This is a genomic window from Kosakonia oryziphila, from assembly GCF_900094795.1.
In the GTDB taxonomy this organism is placed as follows: Bacteria; Pseudomonadota; Gammaproteobacteria; order Enterobacterales; family Enterobacteriaceae; genus Kosakonia; species Kosakonia oryziphila.
This window is the reverse complement of the sequence record NZ_FMBC01000032.1, coordinates 42,405-56,859: the sequence shown is the minus strand read 5'-3', so window position 1 is coordinate 56,859 and position 14,455 is coordinate 42,405. Positions and strand designations below refer to the sequence as shown.

Annotated in this window: 14 protein-coding genes and 3 pseudogenes; 9 read left to right on the top strand and 8 right to left on the bottom strand. The window is 51.2% G+C overall.

The window, feature by feature from the left end:
- Window positions 1–292 (top strand): IS3 family transposase (locus tag GA0061070_RS15645; RefSeq protein ID WP_139109778.1); only part of this gene is annotated, 292 nt, incomplete at its 5' end.
- An 84-nt stretch (window positions 293–376) separates the two neighbouring features.
- On the opposite strand, the gene GA0061070_RS15640 is transcribed toward GA0061070_RS15645, so the two are convergent.
- Both GA0061070_RS15640 and GA0061070_RS15635 read right to left on the bottom strand, forming a co-directional pair.
- Window positions 377–511, bottom strand: coding sequence for an AraC family transcriptional regulator (locus GA0061070_RS15640; protein ID WP_244153155.1), 135 nt, complete (start codon window positions 509–511; stop codon window positions 377–379).
- Window positions 512–848: 337 nt separating this feature from the next.
- Window positions 849–2,363, bottom strand: a complete 1,515-nt coding sequence (locus tag GA0061070_RS15635) for an integrase catalytic domain-containing protein (RefSeq protein WP_208598179.1) — start codon at window positions 2,361–2,363, stop codon at window positions 849–851.
- A 100-nt stretch (window positions 2,364–2,463) separates the two neighbouring features.
- On the opposite strand from GA0061070_RS15635, the pseudogene GA0061070_RS24815 reads away from it, so the two are divergent.
- The 5 genes and pseudogenes from GA0061070_RS24815 to GA0061070_RS15615 form a co-directional block, all read left to right on the top strand.
- Window positions 2,464–2,580: pseudogene (locus GA0061070_RS24815) on the top strand (Mu transposase domain-containing protein); the annotation flags it as partial.
- Window positions 2,570–3,259, top strand: a pseudogene (locus tag GA0061070_RS15630) (group II intron maturase-specific domain-containing protein); the annotation flags it as partial. The pseudogenes GA0061070_RS24815 and GA0061070_RS15630, both read left to right, overlap by 11 nt.
- Window positions 3,260–3,339: 80 nt before the next feature.
- Window positions 3,340–3,801, top strand: a pseudogene (locus GA0061070_RS15625) (IS3 family transposase); the annotation flags it as partial.
- A 152-nt stretch (window positions 3,802–3,953) separates the two neighbouring features.
- Window positions 3,954–4,799 carry a YPO3983 family protein gene (locus GA0061070_RS15620; RefSeq protein WP_090136980.1) on the top strand — a complete coding sequence of 282 codons (846 nt, stop codon included), beginning with the start codon at window positions 3,954–3,956 and terminating at the stop codon, window positions 4,797–4,799.
- A complete protein-coding gene (locus GA0061070_RS15615; RefSeq protein ID WP_090136979.1) occupies window positions 4,789–5,253 on the top strand; it encodes a DUF943 family protein in 465 nt (154 codons plus the stop codon). Before GA0061070_RS15620 ends, GA0061070_RS15615 begins: the two co-directional genes overlap by 11 nt.
- A gap of 184 nt (window positions 5,254–5,437) precedes the next feature.
- On the opposite strand, the gene GA0061070_RS25550 is transcribed toward GA0061070_RS15615, so the two are convergent.
- The 5 genes from GA0061070_RS25550 to cfa all read right to left on the bottom strand — a co-directional run bounded on the left by GA0061070_RS25550 (window position 5,438) and on the right by cfa (window position 10,006).
- Window positions 5,438–5,680, bottom strand: a complete 243-nt coding sequence (locus tag GA0061070_RS25550) for a hypothetical protein (RefSeq protein WP_244153152.1) — start codon at window positions 5,678–5,680, stop codon at window positions 5,438–5,440.
- Between the two features lie 225 nt (window positions 5,681–5,905).
- On the bottom strand, window positions 5,906–6,601 hold the full coding sequence (locus tag GA0061070_RS15600; protein ID WP_090136977.1) for a LutC/YkgG family protein: 696 nt from the start codon (window positions 6,599–6,601) through the stop codon (window positions 5,906–5,908).
- On the bottom strand, window positions 6,601–8,034 hold the full coding sequence (locus GA0061070_RS15595; protein ID WP_090136976.1) for a LutB/LldF family L-lactate oxidation iron-sulfur protein: 1,434 nt from the start codon (window positions 8,032–8,034) through the stop codon (window positions 6,601–6,603). Before GA0061070_RS15595 ends, GA0061070_RS15600 begins: the two co-directional genes overlap by 1 nt.
- Window positions 8,035–8,043: 9 nt before the next feature.
- A complete protein-coding gene (locus GA0061070_RS15590) occupies window positions 8,044–8,763 on the bottom strand; it encodes a (Fe-S)-binding protein (protein WP_090136975.1) in 720 nt (239 codons plus the stop codon).
- Window positions 8,764–8,857: 94 nt separating this feature from the next.
- Window positions 8,858–10,006, bottom strand: coding sequence for a cyclopropane fatty acyl phospholipid synthase (gene cfa, locus GA0061070_RS15585; RefSeq protein WP_090136974.1), 1,149 nt, complete (start codon window positions 10,004–10,006; stop codon window positions 8,858–8,860).
- A 209-nt stretch (window positions 10,007–10,215) separates the two neighbouring features.
- Between cfa and GA0061070_RS15580 the strand changes: the two genes are divergently transcribed.
- Together GA0061070_RS15580 and GA0061070_RS15575 are read left to right on the top strand one after the other, a co-directional pair.
- A complete protein-coding gene (locus GA0061070_RS15580; protein WP_090136973.1) occupies window positions 10,216–11,013 on the top strand; it encodes a helix-turn-helix domain-containing protein in 798 nt (265 codons plus the stop codon).
- A gap of 235 nt (window positions 11,014–11,248) precedes the next feature.
- Window positions 11,249–12,193, top strand: a complete 945-nt coding sequence (locus GA0061070_RS15575; RefSeq protein ID WP_090136972.1) for an L-lactate dehydrogenase — start codon at window positions 11,249–11,251, stop codon at window positions 12,191–12,193.
- Window positions 12,194–12,268: 75 nt separating this feature from the next.
- Here GA0061070_RS15575 and GA0061070_RS15570 read toward each other — a convergent pair whose 3' ends face one another.
- Entirely contained in the window at window positions 12,269–13,060 is a 792-nt protein-coding gene (locus tag GA0061070_RS15570; protein ID WP_090136971.1) for a PhzF family phenazine biosynthesis protein, read from the bottom strand.
- A 173-nt stretch (window positions 13,061–13,233) separates the two neighbouring features.
- On the opposite strand from GA0061070_RS15570, the gene GA0061070_RS15565 reads away from it, so the two are divergent.
- Window positions 13,234–14,433 (top strand): sugar transporter, encoded by a 1,200-nt coding sequence (locus GA0061070_RS15565; protein WP_090136970.1) that lies wholly within the window; start codon window positions 13,234–13,236, stop codon window positions 14,431–14,433.
- Window positions 14,434–14,455 lie beyond the last annotated feature (22 nt).

The window sequence follows — 14,455 nt, the reverse complement described above, 5'->3', positions numbered from 1 at the left end:
CAGTCAGTACACAAGTCATGAGTGGCAGTCATTCCTGAAATCACACGGCCTGGAGGGCAGCATGAGCCGTCGCGGTAACTGTCACGATAATGCGGTTGCAGAAAGCTTTTTCCAGTTGCTGAAACGCGAACGGATAAAGAAAAAGATCTACGGAACACGGGAAGAAGCCCGCAGCGATATTTTCGATTACATCGAAATGTTTTATAACAGTAAGCGTCGGCATGGTTCGAGCAATCAGATGTCACCGACAGAATATGAAAACCAGTATTATCAACGGCTCAGAAGTGTCTAGATTATCCGTGGCGATTCAAACCGCGCTCAAATGAGACCACCCTACTCAAATCTCCGCAGTGCAGGAGATTTGAGAATGAAAACTTCACCGTGGGGAAAAAACCGCTTTACCTTTGACGATCCCGCTCTGAACCTGAAGGCGATACTGCCTTGGCGTTCGCTGATAATGTTCCCGGAACACCCGGCAGAATGTCGACTGCTGCTGGTAACCGAGATGCATGGCAATTTCGGTAATTGAGCGATTGGTTTCAGTAAGTAACTCGCGGGCGATAACCATTTTTCGAGGGAGTGTTAGAAATTCTGTGGTGTGACACGAGGCTGTTCCTGTGATTGTTTCAGCCAGTATGTAGTAATAAGTGTGAAGAAACCTGCTGTCTCACCAGCAGTTCCCTGGGCGGCTGTGCGTTGAGAGTAATTTCAGGGTGCAAAGCGTCGGGGACAACGTAGCCACGGGTTATCCGTAAGAGCGAGTCGTGAGACTCAATCTGAAACTGCCAGCCGCAGGTGGTTATTAGACGTCAACTAGTTTTGCCGACGTGTTGCCTCACCAGTTAATGTTACTTTCTTGCTTCAACTAAAATGTTACCATCGGCACGAGTTCCGTAAACCAGCTCTCTTACCACTCTGACCCGCCATTCCTGTAACCGGCGCTGCAGTGTTCTGCGATGGCCTTCGGTGAATTTACCCGGATGGGCGTCTTCAAGCTTAAGAAGTAATTCGGTACTGCCCAGCTGCGGCTCCGCTTTCAGCCAGAATTCTATTTCGTTCCAGACTTCCGCAAAGGGATCTGCCCGGGTTCGCCAGTGACGGGGTTTTGATGGTGCGGGATGATGTAAAGGATTCACCGCACCCTCCTGCCAGGCTACGGAGAGACTCTGCAAAAATGCGGTTAAATCGCTGTTTTTGTCTCCGACGGGATCCCCGACGGCTATTCGTGCCAACTGGTGCTGATAGAGTCGAATGGTTTCCAGCAATTTCAAAGGGTCAAGTGCGTGGATGATATCGCCAAAATGGCCCCGAAGCTCAGCACGCAGGGTATGTAGTTCTATCAGACGGTTATAGGGCGTTTTGGGAGCGTCATGCCTGCGAACCGTTTTCCCACCAATACGTTGCGTCTCCAGAAGCTTGAACGATGGCTGAAAGAAGTTAATAAACAATCGATTAGCCATGTACATCTGGTTCATCGCTTTTACTGCGTGCTCACCGTCAAGACGACCATATCCCGCCAGCTTTCTGACCACTGAGCCATTTTTTTGTTCTATCCAGGCCTGATCGTTTTTCCGGTATGGTCGGGAACGCGTTAGTGCTATACATCTGGCAGAACAGTATTCAAATAAAGCTTCGTTGATAAATTCAGCGCCGTTATCAACATCAAGGCCGAGAAGCGGGAATGGCAGGATCTTTTGAACCTTATCAACTGCCCGGATGATCAATTCTGCGTTGCGTGCCGGCAGCGCCACACATTCTGTCCACCCGCTGGCGATATCGGTCAGCGACAACGTCCACAAAAAGGTACCAGAGAGATGCCGGCCACAATGTGCCACGAGGTCCATCTCCATAAACCCTGGTGAATGTCGCTCATGCTCAGTAAACATCCTGACCGGGATATTTTTACTGACGCGATTAACCACCCGGTTACGTTTTTTACCGGCGGTGGTATGTGCTTCTTTCAGCAGGCGATCGATAGAGGACGCACTGATTTTCATAAGTTGTTCGCGGAGTGTCGGATTCAGACTGAGATGCCCATGTTTCTCCATAGCTGGAATAAGCTGGGGCAGTAACGCTCTGAGACGCTTGCCGCACAAGCGATCTGAAGCTTCCCAGAGAACAATCAGAGCTTGTTGAACGGCTGCGCCATAAATCGAACGAGCCGTGGCTGAGCGACTCTGTTGGTTACCGTTAGTGACGGCCCCGTTCAGTAACCGGATTGCTGATTTACGATGGTACCCACTGATCAGTATGAACTCTTCGAGGATCCGGGTTTTCTCTGCCTTACTGGCTGCCTGATAGCGTGTTTTCAGCGCCCGCAGCAGCTGGCGACGGGTATCCATAGGCAACAATGCATTGCTCATAGGTGCACCTCTGGCTGATTGTTTATCACTCAGCCAAAGTAACAATTTTGATGAGGCAACAGTGCGCGTTCGGTAACAAAAATGCTGAGTCAATGCGAGCTATATAGAAGTTGGCGGCAATCGTTACAGCGTTCCCGAAACGCTGTGTGGCCAGCCGGTCTCGATACGAATATCGCTGGATGATGAGTTGCGGATCTACAGTAATGAGCAGCAGGTATGCCGATGACTTCGTGCTTATCGTCAAAGGCACCAAAGCGCAGGCGGAAGCCATCAGGGAGGAGTGCCGGGGCGTGCTCGAAGACAGTCTGAAGCTCAGGCTGAACATGGACAAGACTAAAATCATCCATGTAAACGACGGTTTTATCTTTCTGGGTCACAGGATCATCCGCAAACGCAGTCGTTACGGCGATATGCGGGTAGCATCGACAATCCCACACGATAGGGCCAGAAACTTCGCCGCATCGCTGACAGCACTGTTATCAGGCAATTACAGTGAAAGTAAAGTCGATATGGCTGAACAACTCAACCGAAAACTGAAAGGCTGGGCCGCGTTCTACCAGTTCGTTGATTTTAAGGCTAAAGTCTTCAGTTATATTGACCGAGTGGTGTTCTGGAAAATGGCTCACTGGATGGCCCGAAAATACCGTACAGGCATCGCTACCCTGATGAGGTGGTGGTGTAAATCACCAAAACAGGGTCAGAGCAAAACGTGGGGTTTATTTGGTAAAACCAATCACGGCAAGCTCAGCGGTGAAGTGCTGTACCGGTTGGTCGGGCAAGGCAAGAAGCTGTTCCGCTGGTGTCTGCCTGAAAGTAACCCTTACCTGAGGATGGAAGCCAGAAACACGTATACATCACGTTTTACTGAAGTGGCAATGGCGTTCGCCAGCGTTTAAACGGAGAGCCGGATGCGCTGAAAGGTGCACGTCCGGTTCGGGGAGGAGAGGCAGGTAAATAGTCCGACTACGCCCTGCCTCTTACTCTACTTCGCACGGATGAGGGCTGGCTGTATCTGGCGGTGGTGATTGACCTGTGGTCTCGTGCCGTTATTGGCTGGTCGATGTCCTCACGAATGACAGCAAAACTGGCCTGCGATGCGTTACAGATGGCACTCTGGCGGCGTAAACGCCCGAAAAACGTTATCGTTCACACGGATCGCGGCGGGCAGTACTGTTCAGCGGATTATCAGGCATTGCTGAAGCGGCACAACCTGCACGGAAGCATGAGCGCAAAAGGTTGTTGCTACGATAATGCGTGTGCGGAAAGCTTCTTCCACTCACTGAAAGTGGAATGTATCCACGGGGAACACTTTATCAGCCGGGAAATAATGCGGATGACTGTATTTAATTATGTTGAGTGTGATTACAATCGGTGGCGTCGTCACAGTGCCTGTGGCGGTCTCAGCCCGGAACAGTTTGAAAACAAAAACCTCGCTTAGGGCTGTGTCCACATTACGTGGGTAGGATCACCTGCCCGGAACGTGGCAAAAAATTACAGGCAGGGGCTGTACAATGTTTACACTCTGAACTTTCACCGCGTATTATTCCCTGTGAAGACTTCAACGGACGATTACACAAGGAATGTATCAAGATGACCGCCTTACAGTTTCCCTGCACCATATTCAAAACTCAAAAATGGATGGACGACTACAGCGCCAGTGATATGCGCTGCGGCGATCTGACCGAAGCACAGTTAAAATCCCAGTACCGGCTGGACTATATTTCTGGCCGCGTTGATCCCTGGACGCTTACCCGGCGTTCCTCGATGGATCGTCCCCAGTCCATGTTCTGCTGTAATCTACGTGGCAAGGGTGAAAAGATTACCCGCCAGCAGTGTACCGCAATGCTGTTTGACGAGTTCCGTTCATTATCCAGCAAGTTTTCTATTTATGGCCCGTACAGCCACCTGATCGAAAAGATGATCACTCACATGCAGAACGGCAACGGTACGCCGTTTCAAGATATGTCGCTGAGCCGGGCATTGAAAGAGCAGATTCTTAGCGACAAAACTGAAAACAGCACTCGTTTATTATTGAGAAAATCACTTAAAGATAATATAGACTGGGAAAATAGTATTTACTTTGCCAATGTAAATGAAGAATTACGAAAAGCTATTCTCAGGGGAAAACTACCTAAATTTGACAGGTTTCAGGATAATTTTAATGGCATGGGGATTACCGTCCATGATACTTGGGCAACACATATCACCTTAAAATCGCTACAAATTGATAATGATCGTTATCGGGCAGTGGTGCATTACAAGGTACAGGATCACTTTGGCCTCGACAGCGACGATATACTGAAAACAAAATTCAGCCAGTTTCATTTCTTTCGCATCTGGTTTGTTCTCCAGCGGTGCAATCAATTTGGCTTCAAGCCATTCATGACCAATATGGAAGCCACTGTAGAGATTACCGGGGGCCGTAATGAAAGTTAACCTCAAAAAAACTCTGCTGATTCTTATTGTCGCTGGCGGTGTGTTGATGGGCTATTTTTTGTGGTTAACCTCACGCCCGATAGAAATCACCGCCGTCCATCAGGAAGATAATTTTAGCGATGTTTTAGTGAATCATTTTCCGCTCACTATCAGAGGCAAAATTGACTGGTGGCTAAAGAACAAGGAAATACTGAAACAACGTTATGACATTCCCAAACCGGCCCCCTATGGTAATTACACTGTAAGCTTCTGGTTGTTTGGTGAGGGTTATAAAGAGGAAGGAAAATATGACAGGCTCTGTTTTAAAGATATGCGATCACCGATTAATTGCATAGAAAAGGAGCGAGTTTTTTGGGTGAGTTATAGCAAAAATAGAGGAATTATATTTACAATAGATGACGGCGAATATCGCACAGGAAAAGATGGGAAAATAATAAAACTTAAAGATGAATAGAACCGCTCACTCTCGCGTAGAGACAGCAATAAAATCATCCCCTGCCCGGCTTGCACCAGCCATGCATAAGTATCAAAATGCTCAGGAGGCTATCTCGATGGAGAGAAAAGCGGCAACGCTTTACCGCCTGCCTCAACCCCCTTTAAATGAGTTAAGGGGGAGCATGACTATCGGGGAGGCATAATCAAAAGGAATCAACTAAAGAAAAGTTAGAGTAGAAAACGGAAAGTGACAATCGCCCCCGAAAATGCCACGCAGAATATCCTGATTTTTGCGCTAACACGCCCAGCGACAATGGCTCTGCAATATTGCACTCTATCCACTGGAGAATATCCTGGATGGTTAAACTCATCAGATATAATGAGCTTTCTTTTCCCATTTTTAGACCTTCTTTATTGGCAGTGTCAGGGAAATCATTGTCATACAATAGATATCCCTGACTAAGAGCCTATCCCAGTAGGCGTAATTGTTACTGGTGGTTTGGACACGGACAGCGCGGAAAAACCGGAGCGTACAGGTAGTACGTGAGGATTTTGAGTACTGCCCAGGGCCAAACCAGCAAATAAAATAGCCTAATGAGATAGGTTCTAACAAATCATTATCACCTTATTATGGTGGCTGATATAAAATCTCAGCCACCCTGTTAATGGCCTTAGCAATCCTCAATAATCAAATAGACCGCATTCAATGGCCCATGAACGCCCACAACTTTAATAAGCTCAATATCCGCCGTCGAGCTTGGCCCGGCGATAAGATTGATACAGGAAGGGAGAGATTCACCTGATTGTACCCGCTGATGCAGAACCTGAGCCAGTTGTGTAACGCCAGGCAGCAAGCGGCTCTTATAAAGAATAAATAATGTGGTTGGAGGAAGCAGGCTAATGGCTCGTCCCTGTAAAGGAGCAGAAAACAGGACTACGCCGCCGGTTTCGCAAAGGCCATATTCGGCGAAGACCACACCAATATTGGCTGCGGCGGCTTTGTGCAGGTTTTCTTCACTATCTGGCGAGGCCCAGCATGTTGTCGGGAAAATGTTCTGCAAATGCGCCGTAATGCCCGCATTTGCCAGCCTGGCGTCGCCGCTCATCAATACCGGGCCGCCACCGTAATGTTTACAGAGCCGTTCAGCAACCTGAGGAAGTGTAGCCAGCGGGGCCACTTCGCAGTGAGCCTGCATCACCTGTGTCGCATATTCGATGAAGCTGTCGCAAGGCTGCTGCTGAATCAGCCCGGCATAGCGGCTTTTCAGCGGTGCAGAGTGCGCCGTGGGCAATGGTTGAGGGATTTGACGCGGTTCGCGGCCGAGCCGTTGAGCAAGCTTTTGCATGAAGGCATCGCGGTTTTCCATTATGCTTCCTCCCCGTTTTTATGCTGCTTTTGATGTGTTTTAAACCAGCTACGAAAACTTGCGCCATCCGCTTCAGGCAGATCACGGGCTTCCGTCCATTTGCGGATAGCCGCGATGCTAAAAGGCGTCTTCCCGTTGTGAATCATCAGTTGCGCTGCGCGTGCGCCCGCTACCATACCGACCTTCCACAGCGAGTGATGGCGGTTAACGTAATTGAACAGATGTACAGTATGTCTCTCCATCGCGGGCGTCATTCCACTTTCAGCCAGCGTGCGGCGATGCTGAAGGATCAGTGAAGACAACGGAATACGAACCGGACAGACGTCATCACAGGCTGTGCATAACGAGCAGGCATAAGGCAGGTTTTTGAAGTCGTCATAGCCGCCGAGCAACGGCGAGAGCACCGCGCCAACAGGGCCTGGATAAATCGAGCCGTAGCCGTGCCCGCCAATATGACGGTAGGCCGGGCAGGTATTCATGCAGGCGCCGCAGCGTATACAGCGCAGGATATCCTGAAAAGGAGAACCCAGCACCCGCGAGCGACCATTGTCAACGATCACCAGATGGAACTCTTCAGGTCCATCACTTTCCGCGCTCTTTTTAGGCCCGGTAAGCCAAGTGTTGTAACCCGTAAGCCGGGCGCCCACCGCGTTGCGGGCCAGCATGGTCAGAATGATATCCAGCTCAGCAAAGGTGGGAACCACGCGCTCCATGCCCATCACGGCAATATGTGTCCGTGGCACAGTGGTACAGAGCCGTGCATTGCCTTCGTTACTCACCAGACTGATCGTCCCGGTCTCTGCTACTGCAAAGTTGCATCCGGTGATGCCGATATCGGCGTTGAGGAAATCAGCGCGGATTTTCTGGCGAATAAAGCGTGTCATCGCTTCCGGCGTTTCGGGGCCCTCGTAGCCCAGTTTTTCCCGTAAAATGCGCTGAATTTGATGGCGGTCTTTATGTATGGCAGGGACAACCACATGCGAGGGGGCATCTTTGGCCAGTTGCAGGATATACTCGCCCAGATCGGTTTCCACGACCTCTATACCTGCGTTCTCCAGCGCGACATTCATCCCGATCTCTTCGGTCACCATCGACTTTGATTTGACGATTTTGCGGGCATGCTTTTGCTGCGCAATCTGCAAAATATAACGGGTAGCATCCTCACGAGTGTCGGCAAAAAATACATGACCGCCATTCGCACTAACCTTTTCACTCAATTGGTAGAGATAAGCATCCAGATTATCGAGCACATGGGCGCGGATCTCAGCAGCGCGTGAACGCCAGTCAGGCCAGTTTTCAAGTTCATCGACCATTTTTTGTCGATTGATGCCAATGCGATCCTGCGCGTTAGCGACGGCATGGCGCATCACCGGATCGTCAATTTGCTGCTGAACCCGATCATAAAAAGGGAGGTTACTGGTTTTAAGATACATGTTGCTTCCTTAGCGGCTCATCAGCACGTCAGCAATGTGGAGCACACGAACGTTGTAGCCTTCGCGCTGCAAGCGTCCACCAATATTGATAAGGCAACTGGCATCTGCGCCGATCACATAATCCGGTTTCGCTTCCATGAGATGCGCAACCTTCTCCTTCACCATCTCACCGGAAATCTCGGCCATTTTGACCGAAAAAGTGCCGCCAAAACCACAACAGGTTTCCTGAGCGCTAAAGGGGATAATTTCCAGCTCACGCACTTCACGTAACAACGCCAGTGGTTCATCGCGTACGCCCAACTTACGAAACAGACTGCATGAAGGATGGTAAACAGCCCGTCCCGGCAGGCGCGCGCCGACATCCGTCACACCAAGCTGGTTAACGATAAATGAGGTCAGATCGACCATCCGACTGGCAACTTTTGCCGCACGCATTGCCCATTCAGGTTCATCGCTCAGCCAGTCCTGATAGTGGCGAATCGCGTTCATACAGGATCCGGCGGGAGAAATAATGGGATCTTCGTTGATCTCAAGCGCAGCAATTTGCGCTTTCATGCCCGGCAACGCATCGGTAATGTAGCCGCTATTAATTGCCGGTTGACCACAACACCCCTGCTTTTCCGGAAACTGGACATGACAACCTAACTGTTCGAGCAGCAATACACTGTTGCGGGCCATGCGCGATTTGAGCGCGTCGCCAATGCAGGTAACAAAGAAATTAATGTTCATATTATTTATCTTCCAATGAATATAACGACAGAGTCTCTTTTTTTAATTCAAACAGACGGTGATGGCGTTTTTACTCGCCTTCTAAATATTGTATTTAGCGAGCCACACGCAGCCCGCCGGTGACGCCACGGCTTAACACCAGTTGCCAGAGTTGGATATTTCTGGCGCGAAATGCTCCCGCACAGGCGGTGAGATAGTAGTTGAACATACGGTGAAATTTCGTTGAGTAATTGCCTGATAATTGTGGCCAGGCCTGATTAAAGCGGCGATGCCATGCCATTAGGGTTTTATCGTAATCGGCACCGAAATTATGTAAATCTTCGATGACAAAATAAGGCTCGCTGGCTTCAGCGATTTGTTTCACCGAGGGCAGACAGCCGTTAGGAAATATATACTTATTGATCCAGGCATCAACGTTATGTTGAGTTTTATTTGATCCGATGGAGTGCAGTAAAAAAAGGCCTTCAGGTTTCAGACAGCGATCCGCAGTCTGAAAGTAGGTGGCGTAGTTTTTCGGACCAACATGTTCAAACATGCCGACCGAGACGATACGATCATATTGCCTATCCAGATCGCGGTAATCCTGGAGCAAGATGCGAATATCCAGCCCGGCGCTGCGGCTTTCGGCGTAGGCTTTTTGTTCTGCCGAAATCGTAATACCTTCCACGCTTACGCCATAATGCCGTGCCGCATATTCAGCCAAACCACCCCATCCGCAGCCAATATCCAGTAGTGTCATACCCGGCTTTAAGTGCAGTTTTTCACAGATTAGCGCCAGCTTATCCTCCTGGGCCGTACACAGCTCATCGGCGTCCTTCCAGTAGCCGCAGGAATATTGCATATGGGGATCGAGCATACGGCTAAACAGATCATTACCCAGATCATAGTGCGCTTCGCCAACTTGCCAGGCGCGCTTGCGTGACTGAGGATTCGCGAGCCGCGCAAATGCGATGCGAAGAAGATCGGCAAAACTGGCAGGCCGCTGTTCGTCGAGCTGTGCGCGGAGCAGCTTGTCAAAAAACACATCGAGCTGTTTGCAATCCCACCAGCCATCCATATAGCTTTCTCCCAGGCCGAGAGATCCCTGCTGTAATACGCGCTTAAAAAAGCGCGTATCGTGTACCCGGATATCCCAGGGTTCAGCCCCATTAATCACAATGCCTGCCTGCGATAGCAATTCCTGCACGATCCGCAGCCAATGATCTGGTTTGCCGATCGCATCGACGGTACATTCGTTAGCCATCATCTTTCCTTCAACATAGCATGTTGCCAGCCGTAAATATCCCCGTCAATCCAGTCAATACGTGAGAAAAGGCTTATCGCTCATGCAGATGGCTGGTAAATTATGCATGACGGGTGAAACATTTTTATGACCCCTTCATTATTCAGTAAACCCGCCCTGGCTGCGCTGTGCTATCAAGACAAACTTCATCGAATAGAGGTCAGGTTATTATGTGCTCTAAGTTAGTGTTCCCACCGCGTCAGCCCATTTGTGGCCAACCCGCGCCGGTACTATTGACCTTGCCTCGCCCGGTTTACTTTCGAAGTTATCCCTTGACGGGCGATACGGGAGTGGACAGACATGAGCATCCGTTCGCGGAGTTTCTTTATGCGCGGAAAGGAAATATGCGCGTGGAAATTGAAGGCAAGACGCTGGTGGTTCCCGTTCTTTTTGGCGTCTGGATACCAGCCCATGTACCGCACCGTATTCTTGCCAGTAGCGACGTGTTGCTGGAAAGCCTCTATGTGGAAGCCGATTTCGCGACCATAGACTTCAGCGGCAGCAAAGTCGTGGTGGTCAGCGATTTCGTGCGTGAGTATATCCATTACGCGACGCAAAATGTGCCGGAACTATATGATAGTGAAGGCGAAGATTCACAGCTTGTACAGGTACTGATTTCGTTACTTCGGCAGTTGCCGGATGCCGGTCTGTCGATATCATGGCCAGGATCGCCGTTGCTGATAAAGGTATGTAGCCAGATCCAAAAAACGCCGGGTGAAGCGCACAGCATTGAGCAGTGGGCCTCCTGTAGCGGGATGTCGGTGCGCACGTTTTCGCGCCGTTTCAAAAAGGAGACCGGTGTGGCGTTCAGCGAATGGAAAAAACGCGTGCGCTTGCTTGAGTCAGTGGTGATGTTAAAAAACAACCGTAGCGTCACGCAGGTCGCGCTTGATCTTGGCTATTCAAGCCCGGCCGCATTTACCTTTGCTTTTCGCGCCATGTTCGGCGTGCCACCTACGCGATATTAATAGATTGGCGTTAATGACAACAACGCCACAAACCGGGCTTCCTGAGGCCTGACCGCCTGCGCGGCAAGGCATTCAGCTCAGCGCTTTCTCCATAAAAATGCTCAGCGGATCCGGCTGATACAGCGCAAAGCCCGGACTCTTTCATAGGGATAATTTATATCTCTGGCGCAGCATTGCATTACGGGGAGAAGTAACGGTAATTTACGCCCATATCTAACTCTGAGAGTGGAACTTGATGAATACCAAAGCCCGTAAGGTGATGATTATCGGCACAGGAAATGTGGGCGCGTCCGCTGCATATGCCTTGCTGAACCAAAACATTTGCGAGGAGTTGATCCTTGTCGATCTCAACCAGCAGCGCGTGGAAGGCCACGTTCAGGATCTGGCGGATGCCGCCGCGTATATGCCCGGCATGATGACCATCTCCACACGCCCGGTGGAAGAGTGTGCCGATATCGACATTGCGGTCATTACTGTCTCTGGCGGCCCATTACAGCCGGGCCAGACGCGGCTGGATGAGTTGACCAGTACTGCGCGGATCGTCAAAAACATCGTCCCGTCCATGATGGCCAACGGTTTTAACGGTATTTTCCTCGTCGCCACTAACCCGTGCGACATCATTACCTGGCAGGTGTGGCAGCTCTCCGGTCTGCCGCGCAGCCAGGTGATCGGTACCGGCGTCTGGCTGGATACCACACGCCTGCGTCGTACGCTGGCGCAAGCGCTGGATATTGGTGCACAAAGTATTGATGCGTTTATTCTCGGCGAACATGGCGATACACAATTTCCGGTGTGGTCGCACTCGTCGGTGTACGGTTCGCCGATTGCCGATGTCTACCTGCGCAAAACCGGGCAACCCTTAGATTTCGACGCACTGGCAGACAAAGTACGCCGCCACGGCTTTGAGATCTACAACCGCAAAGGTTGCACCGAGTACGGCATTGCAGGGACTATCGCCGAGATCTGCCGTAATATCTTTACTGGCAGCCACCGTGCACTGGCGATCTCCTGCATTCTCGACGGAGAATACGGCGTACAAGATGTGGCAATTGGCGTGCCAGCCGTGCTGACGCAAAGCGGTGTTCAGCAGATTATTGAGTTACAACTGGCAGGTGACGAAGTGGCGAAATTCAATCACTCCGTCGCAGTCATTAAAGCCAATATTGCCCGCCTGCCCTGAAGCCTGTGCGGTTAACCAGCAATGGTTAACCGCACAGGCAACACCGCAAGCTACTGGCGGATCTCGGGGCTGAACTTAGCGCAGAAAGACTTTCCCCAGTAGATAGAGCGTCGCCTGGCCCCCGATGAGTACGCGGTCGCCGCGCCATTCACAGCGTAAATCGCCGCCGCGTGCAGAGACTTGCCGTGCCTGCATCACCGTTTTATTCAGCTTATCGCCCCAGTACGGGATCAACATGCTGTGTGCCGAGCCGGTCACTGGGTCTTCCGCCACCGACTCGCCCGGACAGAAAAAACGGCTGACAAAATCGTAATCATCCCCAGGCGCGGTCACGCAGACCATTTTTTCCAGCGGCTTCATGGCGGCAATATCCGGCCGCAAAGCTTCCACCTGCGCCTGGTTCTCCAGCACAACCAGATAATCCCGCGCCACACGTACCTCTTTCGCCGTGCTGATGCCCAGCGTTTGCAACAACAGTTCCGGCGGCGTACTTATTTCTTGCGTCTCCCAGGCCGGAAAATCGAGCGTCAGCCAGTCGCCTTTGCGTGTTACTGTCAGTGGGCCGACAAAACGGGTAGCGAAGAGAATTTCCGTTTCCGGGTAATTCAGATACTCAAAAATCACGTGCGCGGCGGCAAGGGTGGCATGCCCGCAGAGGTTAATTTCCACCTGCGTGGTAAACCAGCGCAACTCAAACCCGGTGTCATTGCGGACAAAAAACGCTGTCTCGGATTGATTATGCTGCTGCGCCATTTTCAGCAACAGATCGTCAGGAAGCCATTCGGTAAGCGGGCATACGGCAGCAGCATTGCCGCCAAAAGTTTGGTCGCTAAATGCGTCCACCATATAAAAGTCAATTGTTTGCATAGCCATTTCCTCTTTATTGTTTTCTGTTTCTGAACGCTATTGTCAACCGATGCAATCGGTATTTATTTGCTGAATTAGAAATGAGATCTACATCACAAAATGTTTGTATTTTCGCCAACAATAGCTTTAAGATCGCTCTCCTCTTCCTTTTTCTAACCGAACCAGAACACGTTATGACTACGAATACGGTTTCTCGAAAAGTCGCGTGGCTTCGGGTCGTTACGCTCGCCGTCGCTGCTTTCATTTTTAATACCACCGAGTTCGTGCCTGTGGGGCTACTTTCGGATATCGCCAAGAGCTTCGGCATGGAGACCGCGCAGGTGGGGATTATGCTGACCATCTACGCCTGGGTTGTAGCGCTGATGTCACTGCCCTTTATGCTGCTGACCAGCCAGATCGAGCGTCGTAAGCTATTGATTGGTTTGTTTGTATTGTTTATTGCCAGCCACGTGCTGTCGTTCCTGGCGTGGAACTTTAAGGTGCTGGTGATAAGCCGTGTCGGTATTGCTTTCGCCCATGCGATTTTCTGGTCGATCACCGCCTCGCTGGCAATCCGCCTGGCCCCCGCCGGTAAACGCGCGCAGGCACTGAGCCTGATCGCCACCGGTACTGCGCTGGCAATGGTGCTGGGTCTGCCAATTGGCCGCATTGTCGGGCAATTTTTTGGCTGGCGCACCACCTTCTTTGCCATCGGTCTCGGCGCGCTCATCACGCTGGTTTGTCTGATAAAACTGCTGCCGTCCCTGCCGAGCGAACACTCCGGCTCGCTGAAAAGCCTACCGCTGCTGTTCCGTCGTCCGGCCCTGATGTCTATCTACCTGCTGACCGTAGTGGTGGTGACCGCCCATTACACTGCGTACAGCTACATTGAGCCTTTCGTGCAGAATGTGGCGGGCTTTAGCGCCGGTTTCGCCACCGTGCTGCTGCTTATCCTGGGCGGCGCGGGCATTCTCGGCAGTATCTTGTTCGGTAAGTTGGGCAATCAGCACGCCTCCGGTCTGGTGTGCAGCGCGATTGGCCTGCTGGTGCTATCGCTGGTGTTAATGCTGCCCGCTTCCGGCAGCGAGACACATTTGGCGGTGCTGAGCGTGTTCTGGGGCATCGCGATCATGATTATCGGCCTCGGCATGCAGGTGAAAGTCCTGGCGCTGGCACCCGATGCCACTGACGTGGCGATGTCGCTGTTTTCCGGCATTTTTAATATCGGTATTGGTGCCGGTGCGTTGGTAGGCAACCAGATCAGCCTGCGCTGGTCGATGGATATCATCGGCTATGCAGGTGCGATCCCAGCGCTCGCCGCGCTGGTGTGGGCGGTGGTGATTTTCCGCCGCTGGCCGGTAAAACTGGAAGAACAGGTAAGCCACAGCCATTAGACCCGGTCTTTGGGCACGCTTT